The 24433-nt window shown below is 36.6% G+C and carries 20 protein-coding genes; 5 read left to right on the top strand and 15 right to left on the bottom strand.

The window, feature by feature from the left end:
• Positions 1–331: 331 nt before the first annotated feature.
• The 5 genes from BQ7314_RS15905 to BQ7314_RS04615 form a co-directional block, all read right to left on the bottom strand.
• Positions 332–709, bottom strand: a complete 378-nt coding sequence (locus tag BQ7314_RS15905; protein WP_174482541.1) for an EAL domain-containing protein — start codon at positions 707–709, stop codon at positions 332–334.
• Positions 658–3204 carry a PAS domain S-box protein gene (locus BQ7314_RS04630; protein ID WP_174482540.1) on the bottom strand — a complete coding sequence of 849 codons (2547 nt, stop codon included), beginning with the start codon at positions 3202–3204 and terminating at the stop codon, positions 658–660. Before BQ7314_RS04630 ends, BQ7314_RS15905 begins: the two co-directional genes overlap by 52 nt.
• An 889-nt stretch (positions 3205–4093) precedes the next feature.
• Complete coding sequence (locus BQ7314_RS04625; RefSeq protein ID WP_174482539.1) at positions 4094–4957, bottom strand: universal stress protein; 864 nt, start codon at positions 4955–4957, stop codon at positions 4094–4096.
• The gene (locus BQ7314_RS04620) at positions 4954–6450 is read right to left on the bottom strand and encodes a SulP family inorganic anion transporter (protein WP_174482538.1); all 1497 of its coding nucleotides are present in this window, start codon (positions 6448–6450) and stop codon (positions 4954–4956) included. The genes BQ7314_RS04625 and BQ7314_RS04620 overlap by 4 nt, the downstream gene beginning before the upstream one ends.
• Positions 6451–6832: 382 nt before the next feature.
• Positions 6833–7360, bottom strand: a complete 528-nt coding sequence (locus BQ7314_RS04615; RefSeq protein WP_174482537.1) for a hypothetical protein — start codon at positions 7358–7360, stop codon at positions 6833–6835.
• Positions 7361–7916: 556 nt separating this feature from the next.
• Here BQ7314_RS04615 and tnpA point away from each other — a divergent pair.
• Positions 7917–8345, top strand: coding sequence for an IS200/IS605 family transposase (gene tnpA, locus BQ7314_RS04610; RefSeq protein WP_174482603.1), 429 nt, complete (start codon positions 7917–7919; stop codon positions 8343–8345).
• 102 nt (positions 8346–8447) lie between these two features.
• Complete coding sequence (locus tag BQ7314_RS04605; protein ID WP_174482536.1) at positions 8448–8843, top strand: PilZ domain-containing protein; 396 nt, start codon at positions 8448–8450, stop codon at positions 8841–8843.
• 10 nt (positions 8844–8853) lie between these two features.
• Here BQ7314_RS04605 and rpiA read toward each other — a convergent pair whose 3' ends face one another.
• Entirely contained in the window at positions 8854–9528 is a 675-nt protein-coding gene (rpiA, locus tag BQ7314_RS04600; RefSeq protein WP_174482535.1) for a ribose-5-phosphate isomerase RpiA, read from the bottom strand.
• 321 nt (positions 9529–9849) lie between these two features.
• Here rpiA and BQ7314_RS04595 point away from each other — a divergent pair, with 321 nt between their 5' ends.
• On the top strand, positions 9850–11859 hold the full coding sequence (locus BQ7314_RS04595) for an integrase (RefSeq protein WP_174482534.1): 2010 nt from the start codon (positions 9850–9852) through the stop codon (positions 11857–11859).
• A 27-nt stretch (positions 11860–11886) separates the two neighbouring features.
• Here the strand turns inward: BQ7314_RS04595 and BQ7314_RS04590 are convergent, their stop codons facing one another.
• From BQ7314_RS04590 to BQ7314_RS04565, 6 genes are all read right to left on the bottom strand, one after another.
• Positions 11887–13005 carry an IS4 family transposase gene (locus BQ7314_RS04590; RefSeq protein WP_425356631.1) on the bottom strand — a complete coding sequence of 373 codons (1119 nt, stop codon included), beginning with the start codon at positions 13003–13005 and terminating at the stop codon, positions 11887–11889.
• A gap of 98 nt (positions 13006–13103) precedes the next feature.
• Positions 13104–15458 carry a fatty acid cis/trans isomerase gene (locus tag BQ7314_RS04585; protein ID WP_174482533.1) on the bottom strand — a complete coding sequence of 785 codons (2355 nt, stop codon included), beginning with the start codon at positions 15456–15458 and terminating at the stop codon, positions 13104–13106.
• Between the two features lie 574 nt (positions 15459–16032).
• Complete coding sequence (locus tag BQ7314_RS04580; protein ID WP_174482532.1) at positions 16033–16650, bottom strand: DUF2202 domain-containing protein; 618 nt, start codon at positions 16648–16650, stop codon at positions 16033–16035.
• A gap of 49 nt (positions 16651–16699) precedes the next feature.
• Complete coding sequence (locus BQ7314_RS04575; RefSeq protein ID WP_174482531.1) at positions 16700–17953, bottom strand: IS256 family transposase; 1254 nt, start codon at positions 17951–17953, stop codon at positions 16700–16702.
• Between the two features lie 128 nt (positions 17954–18081).
• Positions 18082–18357 carry a hypothetical protein gene (locus BQ7314_RS04570; protein WP_174482530.1) on the bottom strand — a complete coding sequence of 92 codons (276 nt, stop codon included), beginning with the start codon at positions 18355–18357 and terminating at the stop codon, positions 18082–18084.
• 5 nt (positions 18358–18362) lie between these two features.
• A complete protein-coding gene (locus BQ7314_RS04565) occupies positions 18363–18914 on the bottom strand; it encodes a cytochrome c (protein WP_174482529.1) in 552 nt (183 codons plus the stop codon).
• 134 nt (positions 18915–19048) lie between these two features.
• Here BQ7314_RS04565 and BQ7314_RS04560 point away from each other — a divergent pair, with 134 nt between their 5' ends.
• Positions 19049–19780, top strand: a complete 732-nt coding sequence (locus tag BQ7314_RS04560) for a response regulator (protein ID WP_280953863.1) — start codon at positions 19049–19051, stop codon at positions 19778–19780.
• Entirely contained in the window at positions 19777–21081 is a 1305-nt protein-coding gene (locus tag BQ7314_RS04555) for an ATP-binding protein (protein WP_174482528.1), read from the top strand. Before BQ7314_RS04560 ends, BQ7314_RS04555 begins: the two co-directional genes overlap by 4 nt.
• Before the next feature lie 156 nt (positions 21082–21237).
• On the opposite strand, the gene BQ7314_RS04550 is transcribed toward BQ7314_RS04555, so the two are convergent.
• The 3 genes from BQ7314_RS04550 to BQ7314_RS04540 form a co-directional block, all read right to left on the bottom strand.
• Positions 21238–22257, bottom strand: a complete 1020-nt coding sequence (locus BQ7314_RS04550) for a quinone-dependent dihydroorotate dehydrogenase (protein WP_174482527.1) — start codon at positions 22255–22257, stop codon at positions 21238–21240.
• Between the two features lie 11 nt (positions 22258–22268).
• A complete protein-coding gene (thiO, locus tag BQ7314_RS04545) occupies positions 22269–23360 on the bottom strand; it encodes a glycine oxidase ThiO (protein WP_174482526.1) in 1092 nt (363 codons plus the stop codon).
• A 69-nt stretch (positions 23361–23429) separates the two neighbouring features.
• Positions 23430–24425: a DUF4124 domain-containing protein gene (locus BQ7314_RS04540; RefSeq protein WP_174482525.1), complete on the bottom strand. Its 996-nt coding sequence runs from the start codon at positions 24423–24425 to the stop codon at positions 23430–23432.
• Between the last annotated feature and the right edge of the window lie 8 nt (positions 24426–24433).

Raw genomic sequence — 24433 nt, 5'->3', positions numbered from 1 at the left:
TGATAACAAACTTAAAATGATCATACTATGTTGATAGTTAATATAAAAAATGACTTATCCACAGATATTCAGCTTACTAATAGTAATAATAAGTTTATATAAGATATTCAATCTTATTTATATATTAAGCAAGTATTTTAAACATTAAAGACTTAATTTAGACTATCAAAAATAGTGATTAATCTTCGTAACAAATTGAAAAGTAAGAATTATGCCATAACACCTACCTATAGATTATTCTAATGCCTTACAAATTTAAACTCGGAAGCTGGGTTAAGAATAGCTTTTATAAGCAGTGTACAGCCCAATACAAGAGCCACTATTTGTATATTTAAATATGATTAGCTTCAGTCGGAAGCTGTAATGAAGTTGCTTGCTTGTTTTTATCTGTAGCCAAAGCTTTTAGTTGATGAGTAAATTCTTTTCCCGGTATCGGTTTACTAAAGTAATAACCTTGGTATTGCTGACATTGGACAGATTGTAAAAATTCCAATTGCTCAAAAGTTTCAACCCCTTCGGCAATCACTTGAAAACCAAGTAATTTAGCCATTGAAATAATAATTTCTACAATAGCAGCATCATTTTTATCGGCCGGAATATCATGTACAAAGGCTTGATCAATTTTCAATTGATCAAGAGGAAGTTTTTTTAAATAAACTAAAGAAGAATAGCCAGTACCAAAATCATCAATAGAAAACTTAACGCCCACATTTTATCTATCGTTTGTTGAATATTATCTATAACAATACTTTCAGTTAACTCTAACATTAAATAATGTGGGTTAATTTTTGAAGCCGTAATTAATTCTTGTAAATGAGGCGAAAATTCCTGTTTACGAAATTGCTTAGAACTAACATTTACTGCTAAATGAAAATGTTCAGGTAAGTTATATTGCTCCCATAGCTTGAGTTGATGACAAGCAGTAACAAGTACCCAGTCACCAATAGCTATAATAAGCCCCGTCTCTTCAGCAAGCGGAATAAATTCAGCTGGTGAAATCATTCCCCGTACTGGGTGCTTCCAACGTATTAAAGCTTCAGCACCAATAATATTAGCGTGCCTTCCAAACTGAGGTTGGTAATACAGTTCTAGTTCATTATTCTGCAAAGCTTGGCGCAAATCATTTTCTAATACTAAACGTAAATCAGTTGCCATTTGCATGCTTGGGTGAAAAAAATGAAACGTATTTCGACCAGCATCTTTAGCACGATACATTGCTGTATCAGCCTGTTTTAGTAACGTGTCAGCTGTTTCACAATCACCAGAAAACAAGGTAATACCAATGCTCGTGGTGATTATATGTTTATGTTGTTGAATATTAACAGGATTAGCTAATGCCTGAATGACCTTTTCAGCAATGTCCTGTGTCTGTTTTACTGCGGTATCTTTTTCGCAGGCTAATTCTTTTAGTAATATAACAAATTCATCACCACCTAAGCGTGCAACCGTATCTTCTGCACGCAATAAAGCTTTCATGCGTTGCCCTACCTCTATTAAAAACATATCACCGACTGAGTGGCCTAATGAATCATTAAGGTATTTAAAATTATCTAAATCAAGAAATAAAATAGCGGAAAAAGTTAGATGCCGTTTAGAAATTTTTTGTTCCTGATCTAATCGATCCAAAAATAAACGTCGATTAGGCAGACTGGTTAATGGGTCATAATAGGCAAGTCTTTCAATGGCCTCTTTGGCTTTTTTATCATCTGTAAGATCAATATCAATACAAAACATCTCAGCACTTTCTTTAGTTTCACCTAATTTGATATGACTAGAATAGACAGGAATATATGAGCCATCTTTGCGTTGTAAGCGTAGTTCCCCTGCAGGAATTTCGCTATTGTAATGCAGCAGGTTATCAGTTGCAGTAACCACCATATCTTTGAATTCTGGAGGAATAATAAGATCCTCTAACTTTTTTCCTATCGCTTCTTCTTTAGTATAACCATAAATAGCTTCACTGGTTTTATTCCAAAAAATAACATCTCGGGCATGGTTATAACCTTGTACGGCAATATTAGGCATTTTTTCAAAAATTTGTCGAAACCGCTGCTCGCTGGTTTGCAATGCTTTTAATGCCCGTTTAGTTGTCGAAATGTCTCGTGATACCCAAATAACTCGTTGCGATTCTCCGGACTTATGCTGCATAGGTGCAGTTCGCCCCTCAAAATAACATTTCCCTTGCGCTAACTCTAACTCTAACTCATACTCTAAGACTTGAGCGCTATTAGTACGACAAGTCGTTTGTATAGTACTTATAATTTGTAGCGCTAAAGGGATAGGTAGAATATCCATAATATTCTGATGCAATAATTTTTTAGCATCTTGGATAAGTAGTTGCTGTTCAGAGCCATAAATCTCTATATAGGTTCCTTTTTCATCAAGTACAAATGCAATATCGGGCATTGCAGAAACAAAATCTGAGAACTTTTGGTTACTTTCGGCTAAATCGCGTTGAATTTTATATTGTTCGCTAATATCAATTAAGTAGCCAATCATACCTATTGGCTTATGCTGACAATCATATTGTAAAGATAAAGATAAGTGAACGTAAAAATTGTCGCCATTTTTTCTTAGCATACGAGCATGCATCTTGTGAAAACCTTTAGCCTGAAGTAAGGCTATGACTTTGTTTTTTAAGAACTCGTGTTTTTTATTTGGGTAAACAAAGCTAATATGTTGTCCGATTGCCTCACTATTATTAAAGCCAAATAGTTGTTCCGCACCTTTATTCCAACTAGTAACATAACCTTCTAGGTCTGTTGCTACTACTGAGTCATGAATTTGATCTTCCACCGTTTTTCGATCTGTTATATCTCGGGTAATACCTCGATATCCAAGTAACCCACCTTGCTTATCAAAAAATGGTGTGCCACTGGTTTCCATAATGACCTGATGTCCGCCTTTATGTAGATTAATATTTTCCAGACACTTAAAAGCACGCTTTGTTAAGACGATATTATGGAAAAAAACTCCAACGCGTTGTGCTTCAGCGGCCGGCATCAAATCAAAAGGTGTTTTACCTATGAGTTCTTCAGTTTGATAGCCAAGTAAATCAATACATTTAGGGCTGCAATAAGTATATATGCTATTTTGGTCAATTTCCCAGATCCAATCAGAAGAGTTTTCGACTAAATTACGATACCGTTCTTCGTTAGCGCGTAGAGTGCTCAGCAAAATTTCTAATTCTGTCGTTGAAATCATACCAGTTGACCTTTAACCTGAGTAAAAAGGTAACTTCTCATTATCCACAGGTATTTAAGACATTCACCTCATTGCGTAGGATGCGCTTCATGCTTCAGCACATTCTACAACACTATAAGTCATTGAAAAATAAAGTTCCGGTGGATAATGAGAAGTTACGTAAAAGTAGATAACTTCATAAAGTTCAGTTATATAGCTAGTAAGAAGGATAAGAAATCGTTATTTACTAGTGCTCAATATCTATACTTATCATATAGTTTAAGTACCTAAATTGTTTAATTTCTAAAGTATACCTAAAATAACAAACCAAGTTGTGGATAACTTTGTGGATTATTTTAGTAGCATACTGTGTATAGCCTGTTGCTTAATTTTAACCCCATTTTTTCACTCAGCTTTAGTACACTTAAGTCTAAGCTTGATAACAAACTTAAAATCATCATATTATATTGATACTAAAAATAAAAAATGACTTATCCACAGATATTCAGCTCACTAATAGTAATAATAAGTTTATATAAGATACTTAACTTTATTTATATATTAGGTAACTAATCTCCATATGTAACACTATAAAAATCAATAATTATCTGTTAATCAAGTTAAAGGATGGTAAGTATTCAGACAGCCCAGAAATTAACTATCAATAATTTAGGAGCGTGCATGAAACAAACTCCCAGTTTCTAACTTGTCTTTTTACTTCAGCTGAAATCCAGCGTTATAATTTTAGGATGTTATTTCATGCATGTTCCTTAGAATAGTTTTGGAACAGAACTATCAATTTTTTGGTGGAGTCTCTGAATATCTACGAAGGATGGGTTCGCAAAAAGAGGCTCTACCCATCCGTAAAACTTTAAACAAAAATGTTAAGATAATTTGAACGAATGAGTTTTTATCTAAGTAAAAGTAACGGTTTTTTCGTTTTTAATAACATCTTATGGGTAAAACTGCCTAAGACAATATCGTGTAAACGTGTATGACTAAACGCGCCCATAATAGTCATATCAATACTATGAGTGATTTGATAAGCGCACAGTTCTTTTTCTGCTTCGCCTTGTAAACTCGCAGTAATAATTTTAATATCACTAGCAGCCCGTAGTTTGCTTGCTGCTTGTTCTAATAGCATTGCTGCACTATCTTTTTTACTGACACAGACTAAATGGCAGACTAACCCTTTATATAAAAGGCTAGTAGCAACCATATCGACCGCTTTATCTGCCGCTTCACTGCCATCATAAGCAATCATAATCTGCTCTGGTGCTTTAAAGGCTTCATAAGCGACTAGAATAGGCCGATGTAATGAACGAATCAATGAGTCAATTTTGGCACCGACTTCATTTTCCTGGTTTTCATGTTGTTTACCGCGTGCACCAATGACTAAAACACGAATATCTTGCTCTATATCTGCTAATGCTTCTAATAAACTGCCATGTTGTAAGCGAGTTAAAGGGTCAGTGATACCTGCTTGAATAACTCGTTCTTTAGCTTCAGTTAAGACGGCTTTACCTTGCTGTAAGCGTATTTTACTGTGCTCTTGTTCTTGATCTACCATATCTTGAAGCAAGTGCTCTTGGGTATCTAAACCGATATTACCTGATAAATCAGTGTTTGTTGATTTCTCATGGTGATGGTCAATGGTATGGAGTAATTTCAAAGGTATATTAATACGTTGTGCGATCCATGCAGCGTAATCACAAACAGCCTGAGTTAAAGCTGAGCCATCAATACATGCTAATACTATATTTTTATTACTCATGAGTGTCCTCCCATTATTTTTTCAATTTCTTCAGGCTTATCATGTACACCAAAACGATCAATAATCGTAGCACTGGCTTCATTTAAACCTATAACATCTACTTCGGCTCCTTCGCGGCGAAATTTAAGCACCACCTTATCTAAGGCTGCAACCGAAGAGATATCCCAAAAATGCGCGCGTTGTAAATCAATAACGACTTTTCTCACTGCTTCTTTAAAATCAAAGCTATTGGTAAATTTATCGGCAGAATTAAAGAATACTTGGCCAATCACTTCATAGTGACGCGTATCAGTATGCTCATCAAAGTTAGATTTTACATACATAAAATGGCTGATTTTGTTAGCGAAGAATAAAGCACCTAACAATACTCCAACTAAGACACCTAAAGCGAGATTATGCGTCCAGACGACAACTGTCACTGTCGATAACATAATGATATTGGTTGAGAGTGGGTGATGTTTTAGGTCAATAATTGAACTCCAACTAAACGTTCCAATCGATACCATAATCATGACAGCCACTAAAGCTGCCATTGGGATTTGTTTAATCCATTGATCCAAAAAAACCACCATAATTAATAAAAATACACCGGCAACCATAGTCGATAAACGTCCACGGCCTCCTGATTTTATATTAATAACGGATTGGCCAATCATCGCACAACCTGCCATACCACCTAATAACCCTGCACCGATATTAGCAATCCCTTGACCTTTGCATTCGCGATTTTTATCACTGCTAGTGTCGGTTAAATCATCAATAATCGTTGCCGTCATTAGTGATTCTAATAACCCCACAACCGCTAAAGGTAAAGAATATGGCAAAATAATTTGCAGTGTTTCTAGGTTTAGAGGGACTTCAGGCCAGAGAAAAATAGGTAAGGTATCAGGTAATTCACCCATATCGCCAACCGTACGAATATCGAGTTGCCAGTAAATAGCGATCACTGATAATACCGTAATACAGACTAAGGGGGATGGGATAGTTTTACCAATAACAGGAAGGTACGGAAATAAATAAATAATTCCCAAGCCCCCTGCTGTCATGGCATAAACATGCCATGAAACATTGGTCAATTCCGGTAATTGCGCCATAAAAATCAGAATAGCCAAAGCATTTACAAAACCGGTAACCACCGAGCGAGAGATAAAACTCATTAAACTACCGAGTTTTAAATAACCGGCAATAATCTGCAATAGACCTGTTAATAAAGTTGCTGCTAATAAATATTGTAGTCCGTGTTCTTTAACTAATGTTACCATTAATAGAGCCATAGCACCGGTAGCGGCACTGATCATTCCCGGTCGACCACCAATCAGAGCAGTGATAACAGCAATACAAAATGAGGCATATAAACCTACTTTTGGATCAACCCCAGCAATAATGGAGAAGGCAATGGCTTCTGGAATAAGCGCTAAGGCTACGACCGTTCCAGCTAATAAATCGCCTCGAATATTACCGAGCCAATCTTGTTTTTTAGAGAGTAAGAGCATAATTTTCCTGTTTATAAAAGAGCATGATGTAAGCTTGTGAAAAGTCAAAGAGTTAAAGTAAAAAAGGGTAATTTATAATTTTATTTTTCAATGACTTATAAGTTTTTTAGAGTGTGAATACCCCAAATACCTGTAGATAATGAGAAGCTGTGAAAAAGGTTATCGAAAAGCGTATTTTACCCTTTATTATTAAGTGTTTATGATTTTAATGGGGAAAATAAATAACCTTATTAAAAAGAATTATATTTACTTTTTTGGAGATAATATTTTCTAGTGCTCACGTTGCCATTATTGGTATTCAGTTAATAAACAATAATGGTTGGCAATAAGATAGACCTTGGATGTTAAAGAGGTGGACAATTTTGGTGAAGGTATTTGTTTGTTAAAGAGTAAGAAAAAATAATACGCTAAAAACTCCCAGCGAATAAACCGCGCTGGTTTTAATTTTTCTCTCTAATGTTAAGGACTGCCAATGACAGGCTTGTTGATGTCTGTATTCTAAGCAAGCAGATTGTATCTTGAGTTTTATTATCATCAGTAGTTCAGGGAGCTTTAAACAAAATTTAATGAATATAAAGATAATTAACAATATCGTTACATTAGCAAGAATAACTTCACTTTCATGATGATGAGTATTAAAAATATGCTCAAGCAGTACTTCAAATGAATATTCAAAAAATTCAATGACTAAATGTAATAATCCAGTCATTAGGTCAAGTAGCGCTGCTAGTAGATCTAAAATCGAATCAAACATTAAAATAACAACAAATATGATGGCGAATTTTTTACTGATTCGTATCAACATTTCTGTATCTGTTTCGATTTTTTTAGCGTCTGAAGTTTTACCTATGGTTGCTTGATCTTTGTTAGTTAACTTGCTTTTTGATTTGTTGTTTAAACTGATTGTCATGATCAATTACTCAAAGTAAATAATAGATGTAAAGTACGCTATGCTCTAATTAAACTTAACTAATTGATATATATGTATTTTAGTGCCATTTTTCCTATTTCAGCGGGAGAGGCTGAGAGGGAATGAATAGTAATAATTTCTCATTTATTGATTATTACTGAGAAAATTCAGTTAAAAAGAAGCTAAGTAAATTACCGTTTTGATATGAACCGGTATTTTTTTGAAAGTATATTATACTTGTAAAGGTAGTTTTGTGAGTATGACATAGTAGATTTTTTTAAAAAAGTATTTTTTAACCTACTGATTTTTAATTACAAAAATAACTCACTAGGAATTACCATAGTTGTAAGCTATTTTTGCAGTATAAAGCTGTGTATAGAGATTCTGAGAAGAGACTCTACATAAGTGGCTTTAACACTATATTGTTCAACTTTAATTTCTAATAAGTAAACCCCCAGCTTTGCTGGGGGACTCATAAAGTTTGACAATTACGGGAATCATCGTGAGTCTCCCTATCTGTGAACCGCCGAAAGTTCAAAAGATAAGGAAACAAACGATGAATACAGAAAATAGTTTAAATCATACTAAATGGGAATGTAAGTATCATATAGTCTGGATACCCAAATATAGAAAGAAAAGCCTGTATAAGGATTTGAGGCAGTATCTGGGTGCTACTCTCAAGGATTTAGCCCGTCAGAAAGAATGTAAAATTGAAGAAGGACATTTGATGTCGGATCATGTGCATATTCTAATATCGATCCCTCCAAAATACTCGGTGTCACAGGTTGTGGGGTTTATTAAAGGAAAGAGCGCCATATCTATAGCTCGAACTTATATGGGGCGAAGAAAGAATTTTACGGGGCAGAGTTTTTGGGCCAGAGGATATTATGTTTCAACCGTGGGTAGAGATGAGGAGACCGTGAGAAATTATATTAAGCATCAAGAAGATGAAGATAAGCGAATAGAGCAACTGGATCTATTTTAAAGCACCGCTACCTTTAGGTGGTAAATGAATTAACCCGCTTCGAGCGGTTCACGGTTTTCAAGCCTCCGGCTTTGCCGGAGGTATTTGACTTAATGTATTTTTATGACTGATGATATTTTTTCTCCAACTAAAAAAAGTAAGACTGATAATCAGCGAACTGCAGTACGTTATACCTCGAGCTGTAATAAGGCAATTGTGATTCTCAAAAAGTTCTTTATGCCCACTAAATTTATCAATATTAAAGTCATTGATATTAGCTCTCAAGGCGCCCGTATTTCTTCCAAATATAAATTTAAAAGAAAGACAAAAATTATTTTTAAAATAAAAATAAAAGGCGGTTTGACCTGGGAGACTCCAGCAAAAATAATGAGACTATATGATCATCAAGAGTTTGGAGTTACTTTTGATCATAAGCAGCATGATTTAATCGACCAGATCATGCATAGTGAGGATGATTTTTCTGTTTCACACTTGGTGATTAATGGGAAAATTTATTAAAAAATGACAGTTATTTTTCACTCGTTATTTTTGTCACCTCGCCTTTATCAGCTAGCAAAATAATATTTGCTAAATCCTGAAAAATGCCATGCTCAACAATACCTGGCGTAGCATCAAGTAACTTATTAAGTGTTGTTGATAACTCAGAAGTAAAAACTAAATCAAGCACCAAATTACCGCAGGAAGTCACTGCAAGACCAGAATCAGTCTTGCGTAAATTGACTTGCGCGCCGGCGTAGCGCATTTTTTGTTGTACTAATTGCCACGCAAACGGCAGTACTTCAGCAGGGATAGGAAAGTTATCTCCAATATGATTTACTTGCTTAGAGGAATCAATTAAGACGATAAATTTTTCGGCAGCTTCAACAAGTAATTTCTCTTTTACTAAATCCGAGCCACGACCTTTAAGTAAAGTCATATCCGGCGCTACTTCATCCGCTCCATCAACATAAATATCTAAGCTTTCAATATGCTCAATAGCAATAATAGGCAGACCTAATTGCTGCGCCTTTAATTGACTGATAAGTGAGCTAGCCACGGTTTTTATTTGCAGATTTTCCTGTTGACAGCGTTGTGCTAACGCTTCGATAAAGTAATTTGCCGTAGAACCAGTACCTAAGCCAATAGTCATACCATTTTGAGCATAGTTCAGCGCATATTCAGCAACCATTTGTTTATCATTCATATTTTTTCCTATTATTTATTCGAGATATTTTTTAAGAAGTACATATTGTATAAAGTCCGAAACTTTAGCTAAAGTAGCACTGCTAGTCCTTTCGGTAACTTAAATAATGACTGTTTTGTTCTTATTCAGTCTCCTCTCATTAAATCCCCTTCCCTATAACTGATAGCCTATGTTAGGAAAAGCTTGCTTTTATTTTACACTTAGTCATATATTAATAGATCATTTTTTATATTGTCTTTATGAAAGCAGCGTGTACAGATTCATACGACAATGATTTTAAAAACTCCTTAGTCTAATTCAATTAACTTGAGTGTTTAGCTTATGAATAATTCTTTTCCTCAAATCGACATCGTGCCTGACCTTAGCCGCCATGAAGCTGTTCCTAAGCCTTGGTATAAATCACGCAGGTTATTGATTTTTGGTCTTAGCTTTCTATTAAGTGTCAGCATTAGTCTTACTTATGTTTATAGTCGTCCTGCACTTTATCGAAGTTATGCTACTTTATTAACTGTTGCTCAAACCGCTATAGACCAAAAAAGTAGTGAAGCTGATATCCAGCATGTTGCTATTCAAAGGCAAATTCTTACTGGCCAAGAATTATTAGAAAAAACCTTAGAACGCTTAAATCAACACCTTGTTAATACGGGTAGTCAACTTAATATAACAGATTTAACTCCCTCAGAATTACGGCGCTTATTAACAGTTGAAGCAGTGCCTGAAACTAATTTAGTTGAGTTAGCTGCCATTGGGTTTCAAGCAGAAGTTTTATTTCCCCTTATTAATACATGGATTGATGTCTATTTAGAGAGTCGTGCCGAAGAAATTAGACAAACCACAGGTTTAACCATAGAAAAATTACAAGAAGAACTGTCAGGACTTAATAATCAAATTTTAATGAAAAGGAGTGAATTAGAGCATTTTAGAGAAGTTAATGGTATTACTTCACTAGGTCGTGAAAATCTTTTTGAAAACCAATCTCTTGCACGCTTTAAAGGTTTAAATAAATCGCTGAGTGATGCCAGCGAAAATGCGGTTAAAACCAAAGCCAGACTTAATGCTGTAAATAAAGCAATAGCTGAAGGAAAAATGCTTGTACCTGATGAAGATAAGCGCGGAATGCGTGTTTTAGAGTTGCGATTACAAAAATTACGTGAACAGTTAGCGGCGTTTGATAAGAAGTATACGCGCGAATATTTAGCTTTAAATCCAACATTGAATACTTTGCCAAAGCAAATTAAAGAACTTGAAAAAGAAATAAAAATAAAACGCAATTATGGAAAAAGCATTGTTCTAAGTGATGCTGAACAAAACTATGAAGCAGCAAAGGAATCATTATATGAAATAAAAAAACAACTAGAAAAGCATAAACGTGCAGCCACTGAATTTAGTTCAAGATTTGCTGAACATGAAGCTTTACTTAGTGATGTAGAAGGGCTTGAATTATTGCAGCGTACAACTCAAGAAAGATTGGCGAAAATTGAAGCAAAGCAAGCGGAAAAATTTCCACAAGTTAAGGTGATTGAACGTGCGTTTCTTCCTCGTGAACCTTTTAGCCCTGATTATACGAGAGATGCAATTATTGCTGTTGTTAGTTCAATTATTTTTGGACTTTTGTGTGTCTGGATTATAGAATTTCTGACTCGAAAAGAAGGGCAAAATGCCTCGATTACAATATCTGGTATCAATATGTACAATGATACTACTCCAGATTTACTCAAAAGTTATCAACAAGGTAATGAGCAGTTAACCCAAAATTCAGTCCAATCTTTGCAGTATGAACGGAACAATCGTGAAAGTGATAATGATAGAGAGCTAAGTGATGAAGAGTTACGTATTTTGTTGGAAGCGTCAGATATTAAAGCAAAACAGTTGGTTGCTTTACTATTAAGTGGGCTGACGTTAGATGAAATTAGCAAATTAAGAAGAGAGCATATTGATTTTGCACAAGAGAGCATCACTGTTACGGGAGAGAATCAGCGCATAATTCCAATGAATAAAGCTTTGAGGGCGTTGTTTGAGCATATAGAGCCTTGTCCTACTTGGGATAAAAACCAAGCAGTATCTATCGCAACTCTTGAAGCTATTTTGGTTTATGCTGTGGTTGACTCAGGCTTAACTGAAGCACAAGAAATTACGGCTACATGTATCTCGAATGCTTATATTCTTTATCTTGTAAAACAAGGTATCCGCTTGTCAGAATTAGAGAAAATTACAGGGTATATAGATCCTACTGACCTATCTAAATATAGCCGCTACTCACCCGAAAAAAGAGGATTACCCATCTCTGATATTAATCGATTACACCCTGCTTTAGCTGTATATATTGAATAATTTTTCTCTGTACACGACAAAAAATTATCAAGTACTCTGTTCACTATAAAAGCCCTTGTTCTCCGAGCTAGGGCGCAGTAAAGAAATCAACTTCTTCCTCAATTTCTTGGACTGAGAAAACGTATTAAATAATTCGGAACGAATACAATCTAAACCATACCTAAAGATACTTTGTGCGGGTCGTTGGTGTGTTTTTGTTTTGATGGGTAATACAGAATTATTTTTCCACTCACCGACTTTATGAGACCAACAAAACGCAATCACAGGTAAAACCAATAATTTCTTGATACGAAGATAACCCACAACGCGTGTCTCTTCAAGATTAAACCCTCGCCCTTTTAAACACCCAAATAAAGTTTCAATTTCCCAGCGTAAACCATACACTTCAATTGCATTCTGGTGGAAGCTTGAGGTAGCCACTATCAATAACTGACCATCACTCAAACGAAGACCGCTAAGATATACGGGGCATACACCTAATAATCTTGAATCAGTTAAAGTGAGTGTTTCACCCACTTTCAGCGATTGAAACAAGCGATCGACTCGGATTTTCTCCCCCCGGCTATTAAATGTATAGCTATTGTTACGAATCCGAATAGTGAAAGGAATTTCTTCCTGAATCAGCCACCCTATCCATTTGTCGCCAATAAATTCACGGTCAGCCAACAATCCTTTTATATGGTTTTGCCCAAACTGACCGATAAATCGTTTCATTAACGCGATACGTTCTCGCCAGTTAGAATTGCCTCGTTTATTCAAGGGCAACCAATACACAGGAATAGCCGCTCCTTTGTAAACAACAGCAAGAACCAATAAATTGATATTGATTTTCCCCCACTTCCAGTTGGTTCGATCCAGTGAGAGATAGAAGTCATTTTCTGTAAAGCCAAAAAGTTTCATGACAAAGCTGGCCACTTCATTGTAATCTAGCCAATGGTGACTAAAAAATCGTTGTATCCGCCTATAGCGCGACGCAATTAATGCCCGACTGGGAAAAAATAAAGCAAGCTGAGTCAGATTCACCGTACCTACAGTCATTAATGCGATTAGCATTCCCACAAAACAATTCATTCTTGCCTTGTTCCAATGGAAATGCTCGTTTAATATAGTCGTTAGTTCGTTGATTTGTAATTGTCCGCTATTCATGTTTTGCCAAAACAAAAATAGGATATTTGATTACATTTCAACGAACTATGCCACCTTTTTAGATTTTTTGTCGTGTACAGAGATAATTTTTATAAAAACTATAAGTTTTGGTAACGATTCATATCAAATAACCCTGCTTCTAAGCCACGCATTTTTTTATGTTCGGCATTAAACCAATCCAAGATTTCCCAAATTTCTGGATTATTACGGCGTATTCCAAATTGTGCATAAAATTCAGTTTTAGCTTCTTTTGTTTGTGCATTTTTCAAGTCGCTTATGAAAATACTTAATTCTTGTTCAGCAACACTAAAAAAGAAATTAGGATAACTGCCGATAAATCCAGGTACAATTGTTAATGTGTCTTTTTTAGGCACAGAACGATAATTTTCGCCAATGATATAAGCAACATTACTCAGGTCTTTGTTGCGAATTAAGCTATAAACTCGGTCATTTGAGTCGTTCATTTCCACTCTTAGGAAGGCTAATTCAGGAAGTACACTAATTTGTTTACCTTTAAATTGTCCTAATTGGTACATAATTTTATCAGTGAGACTAATACAGGCTTCTTGCAAACATCCTTCTGGCCAACGTGAAGGAACTAATGCTTTTCCTAAGTACGTTTTAACTTGTGTAAAAAAGTCAGTTTTAGAGTCTATTTTGGTAAATTGAACCGCAGTTTTGAAATCTAAATTTAATAAATCAGTGTCCATTCGACCATTTATTAAGCCTTGATACCAACTGTTATAAATTGCTAATCGTTGATCGCGTGGTAAAAAGCGTAATAAATTATATTCACCATCACGACGTAAAAAATCCATATAGGTACGCGAGGCTAATTGATGTCCTGCTGATCCATATACATTAAAGCCTGCGACTAATAAATAATGAATGCGTTCAAATAAAGGGTAATCTATAATCCAAGCAGTTTTAGGGATATCCCCAATTAAGCCTTGTGCAACGGTTGCACTATCAAAATGACGAAAGACAGTAAGCGCTGAATTTTGATTCCAGCCATCGCCATTCCATATATTATCTAAGGTAAATCCACCGTCTTTTTGAAAGGTTTCTTGGATAAATTGAGATTTTTTTCTTAGATAATCTTTGGCATAAGCATCATAATTTGTCCAGCCCAACAAACTTATTTGGTCTCCATCTTTTCCAGGTAAATATAAAATTTGATTATTTTTGGCATAGTATTTTTTAGCGATATCCTGATAATCATGTATGGGATTAAAAAATAATACCCAGAAATGATCTTGAATAACATTTAAAGCCAACTGTCCACGGCATACTGGGCCTTTAATAAAACCAGAAACAAAGTATTGTGCATCATCTAATAGAAATTGATATTTAATTGGGTTGGGAATTGCAGCAAAAGTGTTAAGTGGGTTGGCTCCTATTTTAGGACTATATGTAGGTAATTGAGTAACTTTAAACTGATTAGAAAAAAATAACTTCTCATAACGTTGGCGTCGCTGTGGGCTTAATTCATAAACGAAATGGGTTTTATCGGCAATCGTATGCAGTACAGGCCGCAGGCGATAATAAAAGTGAGTTACTTGTGGATCGTCATACGGTCGGATAGTTTTAATTTCTTCAATAGCATGCCCTGGAGGTGTTTTAGAGCGAACAAGTCGATAGAATTGATTACCTGCATGATCTTTAAAATGAATATGACCAATAAATAAATGTTCATAAATATAGCGTGAAACTAACTGTTGTTTTAATGATTTGGCATTAAAAAAACTTTCCCACTGGTTAATCGCTTGTTTTGCAGCTGTGGATAAATGGAACTGCTGATCATTTTTAGCCCCCTGCTCTAACCAAGTTAAAACAGTATTTTCTTGTTTTAAACTTAGGCCAGGTAATGCATAAGGCATACCCCACTGTGGATGCTGATTGGAAAATTTAGCATACTCATTCATGCTAGGGCACTCAAATTTATCATTCAGATTGAAGCGGAACTGATCTTCTTCGAGTTTTCCTTGTATGCTTAAAGGGTAGCGACGTTTTAGCAATAGCATTTGCGCTAGCACGGAATTATCAATATTAGCGACAGCGGACTCTTGGCGCTCATTAAGTATTGGAAAAAACTGTTTATCACGCCATTGTTGAGTATCTGTTGCATCAATAAATAAACGAGTAGGAGGCGCAGGTGTTAAACGCGCTCCATCATAAACGGGGAGCTTACTACCTCCCCGATCTAGTCCTGAAAAAGAACTCAGTTTTAATTGGCAAGGTGCATCATAACAAGCGTGACAAGCAATGCAGCGTGCATCGAGTATCGGTTTAATTTGTTTGCTATAAGAGATTTTCTCTTCAGGAAGTTGCTTAATTGATCTATCTTTAGTCTGTTCTGAACCATAAAGTTGCTGGTAATCTTTTACTTGATAAGTGGTCGCACAGCCAGCGATAAAAATAATAAAACTACACCAAATTATTATCTTGTTCATTATGTTCAACCTATGATTATTTATATCAAGTGACTTAGTCTCTGCTCAAGTACTTTAGGAGTGAAAGGTAAATAATATATGAAATATTACATACTGTGGGAGTGGCTTTAGTCACGATTTCTCACACCCTTACTAACTCATTCTCTCATATTAACTAGTTAACGGTGCAAAACGACTTTATTAACTATTACTAATTGGGCTCGCGATTTGTTTCATTTATTCAAATCGTATCGCCTGAAAATTATTAAGCCATACTATGAGCGTTTTTTTAAATAAGCTATTAGGCCAAGAAGCTATACAGTTCGAAGGCTTAGTTGAGGTTTAAAAACTCGAACATGGCGTAGTTAATATGAAGAAGATAATTTTCATTATATAGCCTGTAATGAAGGAATAGATAAGTATTAATAAAGTTAAGAATACTATAATATTATGATTTATAAGCTTGAGTTTTGATAGGGCTGGCTGAAAATAAAGCAGGGGTTATAGGACAGAATTTAGAAGAACTAAGGGGGGTTAATTGTGCTAATACCCTGCCAACTTATCTGTTGGCAGGGGTAGAATTTAATGGCTTATTTTATGCGTCTATAATGGCATCAAATAATTCCTGACTTATATATTCTGGTTGATAGTCTATTCCTTGTTGTTGCAATAGGCCGATAAATGCACGTAAATGATTTTTTGATCCTTCTAGCAATCTTTCATAGGTCGTTTTAAGTGCTAGATTATCAGTTGCAGTAATTGCTCTTATCAAATCAGCAATATCCAAATCCTCAATCGTTGCACCTACTTCTAGCGCATCAATATAAGACTGCTGGCCTTTTATAACTAGACTATCATATAAAAACTGTAATTCATCAGAATAAAATTCTCCTCTATCTGGTAGTACGGGATCAGATAAGCCAAATAAGTTAATTTTTCTTAGTACTGCATTCATATGGCTTTGTTCAGAACTAGCAATATTTCTAAACACTTGCTTATTCCATTGATCGTCCATCGCTAAATAAACATCTCTAGCTAATTTTTCCTCTTCACGCATCCACAGTAAAGTACTTTCTTCCTCTGGATATAGCTCAGTAGCAACAGATTGACGATTATTTCCTCCATTGTCTTGTCTACCTTTTGCTGTGGATAAAATGGGCGTTAATAAAGTTAACGTCAAGAATAATACAATTATTTTATTGATTGATTTCATGATGGTCACCTTAATTTAGAGCTATGGTCAAATCTGGTGTATGGCTTAATCAAGCAGCTTCCTGTTTTTGATCGCCCGTTTGTTTAATTCCGTCGATAAACTCAACACCTGTTATAACATCAGCCAAATGCTTATAGCCTCTTAACCTTTGCCATGTTTTCTGTGCCGTTTCCATTAATTTAAACGCCATCGTGAGTGTCGTTATGCGGCTGCCGCAATTCTTTATTTTATTCGTCCGTAAGCGCACTGTCGCAAAAACTGACTCTATCGGATTGGTCGTCCTGATATGCTGCCAGTTTTCAGCGGGGTAATCGTAGAAAACCAGCATTTCAGTTTTGTCTTTTTCTAAGCATGCCATCGCTTTAGGGTATTTAGCTTCAAAACGTTCAATACAGTTATCGAAGGCTTTATAGGCCTCTTCTCGCATTTCGGCTTGCCATATGTTGTGTAAAGCTTCTTTTACCTTAGGTTGCATTGTTTTGGGTAGCTTTTCCATCACGTTCGCCATCTTGTGTACCCAACAACGTTGCTGATCTGTCGTAGGCCAGACTTTACCGACGGCATTCCCAAAGCCCATTGCACCATCGCCAATAGCAAGTTTAGGCGCTGTTGTTAATCCTCGTTGTGTCAAGTCCATTAAAACATCTTCCCAGCTAGCCGACGATTCTCTGTAACCATCGGATACGGCCAAGAGCTCTTTATTGCCGTGCTCATCAGAGCCTATGACAACCAGCAGACATAAGCGATCATCGAGTCTGACATTACAATGTACGCCATCTGCCCAAATATAGACATAACGTTTTTTTGATAGGTCACGCTGGGTCCAGGCTTTATAATCATCTTCCCAACTACTTTTTAAGCGACTAATGGTGTTAGCCGATAAGCCCTTGGCATCAACACCAAGCAAATGCTGCAAAGCTTCCGGGAAATCACCTGTCGAAATACCGCGCAAATACAACCAAGGCAACAATTCTTCAATCGCTTTTGCCCGCTTCAAATAAGGCGGAACCAATTGGCTGTTAAATTTTAAACCTGAATGAGTACGATCTCTTACTTTAGGCACTTTAATAGTGATATCGCCCAGCCCTGTTTGAATCGTACGCTCAGGCAAGTAACCATTACGTACAATAGCCGCTTTATTGGTTTCTGTTTGTAAAGAGTGGTGCTGCTCAATAAAAACTTCTACTTCGGCTTCAATGGCAGCAGCAAGCATTTTACGAGCGCCATCTCTCAATACCGTTTGTAACGGATCCGGTTCTATTTCTACTTGCTTATTAAGGGTGGTAACATTATTCTCTTTCATGGTGGTGTACTCTTTTGTTGGTTAGTAATCTGGGCAGATTTTTTCCAACAGGATACACCGCTATCTTATTTATTCATACACCAGAAATGACTATACCTCCTTAATTTATATGTAAAAATAGTATTAAATTAAAAATTATTGTTGAAAGGGGACGCATTAGTTGATGTAGCTGAACTATTCCGGTTCCGATTCATCGTACGACGTTGATCTTGTGTCGCATTCTGTTGATATTGTTCTGAATTTTGTTGATGAGTCCGTGATTGTTCGCGCTTCATATTCGCTGAACCATTTCCTTGTCTCTGCCCTGAGCCTTGCCTATTACCTTGACCTTTTCCTCCTGCCTGAACTGGAAAATAGCTAAGTGTTACTAAGATAATAACGATACTGATTAATGACTTTTTCATGATATTTACTCCATCATAAATAGTTTTTGAAAGAATGATTTCTCGACCTCAATAGTCTCGGAATCAGTTAAATTAGCCGAATCAATAGATTCAATTCGGAAGCTTGCATGGCATCCTTGGCAACTATTCATGACTTCTGCTAGTTGCTGTAAGGTATGCTTTGGATTTTTAAGGGTTTCCGCATCGTCTGCAATTTTATCGAAATTTTGATGCATTACTTTACCTTGCATTTTGAACGATCTAGGCAGCGCATCATGTAATCCATTCTTTGGTTTTTGACGTCTCGCTTTAAAACCTAAAGGCCTAGCATAATCAGCAACCGCTTGCATATCATCTGCCGCTAATGCACTTACAATAGATTGAGTAGTTGCTAGTGCCCCACGCATATTGGATAGAAGCTGAGCTTTATGCTCCTCACTAAGTTCTATTGCTTGGCGTGGGTCAAATTCATTGGCCATAGCACTGAAGTTGATTAAGCTTAATGCCAAAACAGACACTAAGATTGAGTGTTTAAAAAAAGACTTACTGGTAGACTGTTCATTAGATAGCTGATACATGATTTATTCCTTTATTAGTATATTTCGATTTTATTATAGTATTTAGATGTTTCATTTTCTTTTCTAAACGGTAACAATTTGTTTCAATTTGCTTCGTTTTATTAATATGAAAATTACAGAACAGGATCGCCACCTTGAAAAATGACACTCATGATGCTTCAAAGCATATTCTTATTGTTGATGATGACCTAGACTTACGCGCTTTAATGGCCGATTACTTGAGAGATAGTGGCTATGAAATCACTGTTGCAGGTGATGGTCATGAGATGCGAGAGGCTTTAGCAGAACAGACTATTGATTTATTAACACTTGATTTAATGTTACCTAACGAAGATGGTTTAAGTTTATTGCGTTGGATTCGGGAACAGAACGGCCCTCCCGTGATTATCGTTTCGGCAAGAGGTGATGAAACAGACCGCATAGTAGGCTTAGAAATGGGTGCTGATGATTATTTGGCGAAACCCTTTTCGCCGCGTGAATTATTAGCTCGTGTGGGTGCAGTGTTACGTCGCTCACAAGGAAATGAATTGGCATCCCAGGCTGATGCGTCAATTTTAGGCTTTGGCCCTTTTCGTTTACATTTGGATAACCATAGCTTGACCCGGGGGGCTGATGAGATTTCATTAACAGCAGGGGAATATAATTTATTACGCGTCTTCTTGGAACATCCGAATAAAGTGTTATCTCGAGATCATTTAATTAGCTTATTAAAAGGCTATGAACGTTCGCCTTATGACCGAAGTATCGATATAAGAGTGACTCGTTTACGTCGTAAAATAGAACCTCAAACCGATAAGCCAAGGTATCTCCGTACTATTTGGGGCGAGGGTTATTTATTTGCAACAGGAACTAAGGAGGCTGAGTGAAACGGAAGTATTCTTTATTTAGCCATACTGCGGCAACAGTAGCAACGGGATTGATTATCTTTCAAATAGTCTCTGGCTTAGCGATTGCAATGAATATCGTTTTTCCTCTTGCGCAGCGGTCTGCTAATGATCTGGCAATTATATTAGTTTTGTCCGCGCGTACTTGGCAAGAATCTTCAGCAGAAAAACGTCAAAATCTTGAGCAATACCTGTATAAAAGTCATGGCTTAAAGATAAGTTCAGTGACTCAGCCACTACAAGAAATTGCCAGCCATTATCCTTATCTTTATTTTTTGCGCAAGGCTCTCAATAAACACTTAGCTAACAATAAGTCTTTACGATTAATACATGATGCTAATGAAAATTTTCAGGTGGAATTTCAGCAACAGCATGAGTTAATTCGCTTTGATTTTTCAAAATTGGCATTAGGACCAAGGCCAGTTATTGCATTAGCTTGGACTTTATTTTCTGGATTTTTAGCAACACTTATTATTACTTGGTTTTTGGCAGGAAGAATTACTGCACCTATTGCGCGATTAGTTAAAGCAGTTAGGCGTATAGGTCAAGGTGAACAGCCCCCCAAACTTCCAGAAACGGGAGGTTTGGAGTTAGCTGAACTAGCACAGGCTTTTAATAACAGCTCTAAACAGTTGCAAGCTAGGCGTGAGAACCAAACGACATTATTAGCGGGTATTTCTCATGATTTACGCAGCCCATTGGCGCGCATGAAAATGGCTTTAGGTGTGCTTGCCGAAGAGCAATCATCTCCTATGATTCAGCGCATGGAGAGAGATATTGCAGAAATAGATTTATTGATTGGAGCGCAGCTGGAGTTGGCGCGGGCTCAAGAGAAAGAAGTCGCTAAAAAAACGAATATTAAACAATTATTAACTGACCTTATTGATGCTGCAGAAGCGCGTGAGCCAGGGCGGTTAAAGCTGCGTCTTTGTACCCAAGGAACAATCAATGTGGCTCAGGTATCATTACGTCGTTGCTTAGATAATTTAATGACTAACGCTTTGCGCTATAGTGGAAACGAGCAAGTTGAAGTCGTTTGTAAGCAGTATCACAATGTAATCTGTATCAGTGTCCGGGACCGAGGCCCAGGAATTCCGAAAGATCTTATTGAAAATATATTTCGCCCTTTTTATCGGATTGAATCTTCACGTAACCGGTCAACAGGAGGCTATGGTTTGGGGCTTGCCATTACTCGGCAATTAGCAGAAACCCATGGCTGGCATGTTGCGATTAAAAATCGGCGAGGCGGTGGCGTAAGTGCTTGGCTGATTATCAATAAATGACTTTATAAAGTGTTAAAAAGCTCCCACAGAATAGTGGAAGTTGATTATCCTAAAGCGAGTCTATCTTGCAATTGTGGAGGCCCTTATCATTGCTGAAGTTTTGTACTGGGTGAGGGTTCGCTAAAAACTGCATATTTCAGTTTATAAGGCTCACAATTACTTCGATAAACCTTGCATAATATCGTGCACTAATTGTGGTCCTGTATAAATTAAGCCACTATAAATTTGTACTAAACTCGCTCCTGCATCGAGTTTTTCTTGCGCATCGGCATAACATAAAATTCCTCCCGCTGCGATAATGGGCAGTTGTCCTTGTAATTCATTGGCTAAACGCGAGACTACATAAGTTGATTTTTGTTTAACTGGCGAGCCACTTAAACCACCCACTTCATGTGCGAGAGGATGGTCTTGTATTGCGCTACGATCTATCGTGGTATTGGTGGCAATAACACCATCCATTGAAAATTCTATTAATAATTTAGCAATATGTTGAATTTCTTCATCATTCAAATCAGGCGCTATTTTTACTACGATAGGTGTATATTTATTGTGCAGTGTTTGTAACTTTCCTTGTTCTTCTTTTAGCGCAGACAGTAGTTTTTTAATTTCATCGCCTTGCTGTAATTGACGTAAGTTTTTCGTGTTTGGTGAAGAAATATTAATCGTAATGTAACTCGCCGCCAGATACGCTTTACGTAAACTAATTAAATAATCTTCGGTAGCTTGGTCAATTGGTGTATCAAAATTTTTACCAATATTAATACCTAAAACACCTTTATATTGGCTACGCTCTACTTGTTTTAATAAATAATCTACCCCTTGGTTATTAAAGCCCATACGATTGATAATCGCCTGGTGCTCAGGTAATCGAAATAAACGCGGTTTAGGGTTGCCCGGCTGTGGACGTGGGGTAACAGTACCTATTTCTACCGATCCGAAGCCTATTGCCGCTAGAGCATCGATATAATCACCATTTTTATCTAGCCCTGCGGCTAGACCTACTGGATTTTTAAAATCTAAGCCCATTACAGTAACAGGTTGTGCAATGATGGCAGGGTTTAATAAACGATCTATACCGCTACTATGTGCAAGTTTAAGTAATTTTAAGGTTAGGTAATGGGCATTTTCTGCATCTAACTGAAAAAGGAAGGGCTTTACTAGTGGGTAATAATTCATAAACTAGGACCTCAATGCTGAGCAGAAAGTTGGTAGGGAGTTGGATTAATTTGGGGAGCTTGTTTTGTTACTAAGTCATAAAGTAACTGTGCAGAAGCTGGCCCCATAGCAAAACCATTTCTAAAATGTCCTGCATTGATGGCTAAATTTTGTATTTCAGGATGCAGATCAATATAAGGTATGCCTTGTTCAGTGCCAGGCCGTAAACCTGACCAATGATGAATGACGGGAGCAGATTGTAAAACAGGGAATAAGTTATGCGCAAAATTAACGAGTGATTGTTTAGCTTGTACTGAGGTTGTTTTATCAAAATCTGCATATTCAACTGTGCTACCACATAAAATTTTGCCATCTCGGCGAGGTATTAAATAACGGTTATTTTCTAACACCATGGTATCTAATGTGCCTATAGGTGCATCAAAAATAAGCATTTGCCCTTTTACTGGGAAAATTTTAGCGGGAGTCTCTTCGGCTTTACCTAATAACTGGGTCCATAACTTTCCTGTCCAAGCACCGGCACTAATAACCAATTGTTTAACGGCTAAAATCTTAGTTTGACTTGCTATTTTAATAATACGATTATCTTTAATCGTCATTTTTTCAATGGCACAGTTTTCGATAATTTTAACCCCTCGTTGTAATAAGTCCTGCTTAAGTGACTTGAGTAAGCGGGGGTTTCGAACTTGGGCAATATTAGGTAAATATAAAGAAGCGTTATTTATATGGGGGAATTGTTGACGCTGTTCGCTGCTGGTAAGGCTAGTCTTTATGGCATGTTTATTACTCCAAGCATGAGCCTTGTCTAAATCAGGTAAGGCATTCATTAATAAGCCACTAACGATATATTCTGGATCTATTCCAGTCGTGTCAATCAAGGCTTGAGATAATTTGGGGTAAGCTTCAATACTTGGAATAACTAATTGACTAATGGCATCGGCTTGGCGCCAAGGATACAAAGGTAATAAAATTCCACCCCCCGCCCAAGATGATTCTTGGCCTATCTGATTTTTCTCTATAAGGGTTACGCTGGCTCCGGCTAAAGCAAATAGACGTGCGCATAATAGGCCGGTAATGCCTCCGCCAACAAGTGTTATATCAGACATAAAAAGTGGGAACTTAACTAAAGTGTGCGGCTATTATATCAACTAAAACCAAGCTGATTCACTGGGGCGTTACTTTTTAGGTAATTTACTTTCAATATAAGACATAAATGAGTGACGAATATGATTAACTCGTTCACTTTTACATAACTCAGCGCCTCTCGTTGAATGATGACAACGAATATCTAAAAAGATACTGGTTTTATTGTTAGCACGTTTAGATTTGGAAACTGATAAACTTAAATCTGAGCCAATCATAGGATCACTACTCATAATAAGTGTATTGGTATTAAAGTTGATGGGCGTTGTTGAATACAAATTAACAAATTGCCGTGCTATTTCCCAAGCTTGATCACAAGTTTTGTGGTCAAAACAATTAAATAAGCCTAAGACATTAGCTGCTTGAGTTTCGGCAGTTTCATCAATTAAGGTTTGTGTATTGGCTCTACTGCCTTGAGTTAAAAATATAAAGCGCTCTATATCTTTATCAAATTTTCTTTGTATTTCTTGGTATTGTTTTTCAACCTTAGCGATTTGCTCATAAGTACTATTAATTTCGTCTTCGGTATCAGAGATAAGCTTTAAAATAGCGACTGGCACACGTTGACCTTTTCTTTCTGCTTGAGCCGCTCTATTGCGTGCACTAGATAAAGTGTCATTTAAGCTGACTAGTGCGGCTTCAAGCATCAGTTTATGCGCATTAACTGAACTTAATTTTCCTTTTAAAGTTAAACGTAAATCATCAATATTTCGGAATGTACTCAGTAGCACTTTATCATTGGACTTTTGTTTAGCAATAATCTTTTCTTGTTCTTGCCGTAATAATTTTAATCTTTTTTCTAAAGCGAATTGTTCATCTGTTTTTGCTGCACCAATAGTTTTAATAACACGGCCTTGTTGATTAAGAACTTTGCGTGCTAATTTTGACTGTTGTGGGGGAACTTTATCTGAATAATAAATATTGCCATTGCTATCTACCCAACGATACATTTTTGCAGCAACAAGTGATGGCACAGCAATGTAGCTGGCAAGCACTATTGAACAAAAAAATACACGGCGATAATTCATAAGTAGCT

Source organism: methanotrophic endosymbiont of Bathymodiolus puteoserpentis (Logatchev) (genome assembly GCF_900128525.1).
Classification (GTDB): domain Bacteria; phylum Pseudomonadota; class Gammaproteobacteria; order Methylococcales; family Methylomonadaceae; genus Methyloprofundus.
This window is presented reverse-complemented; position numbering and strand designations above follow the sequence as displayed.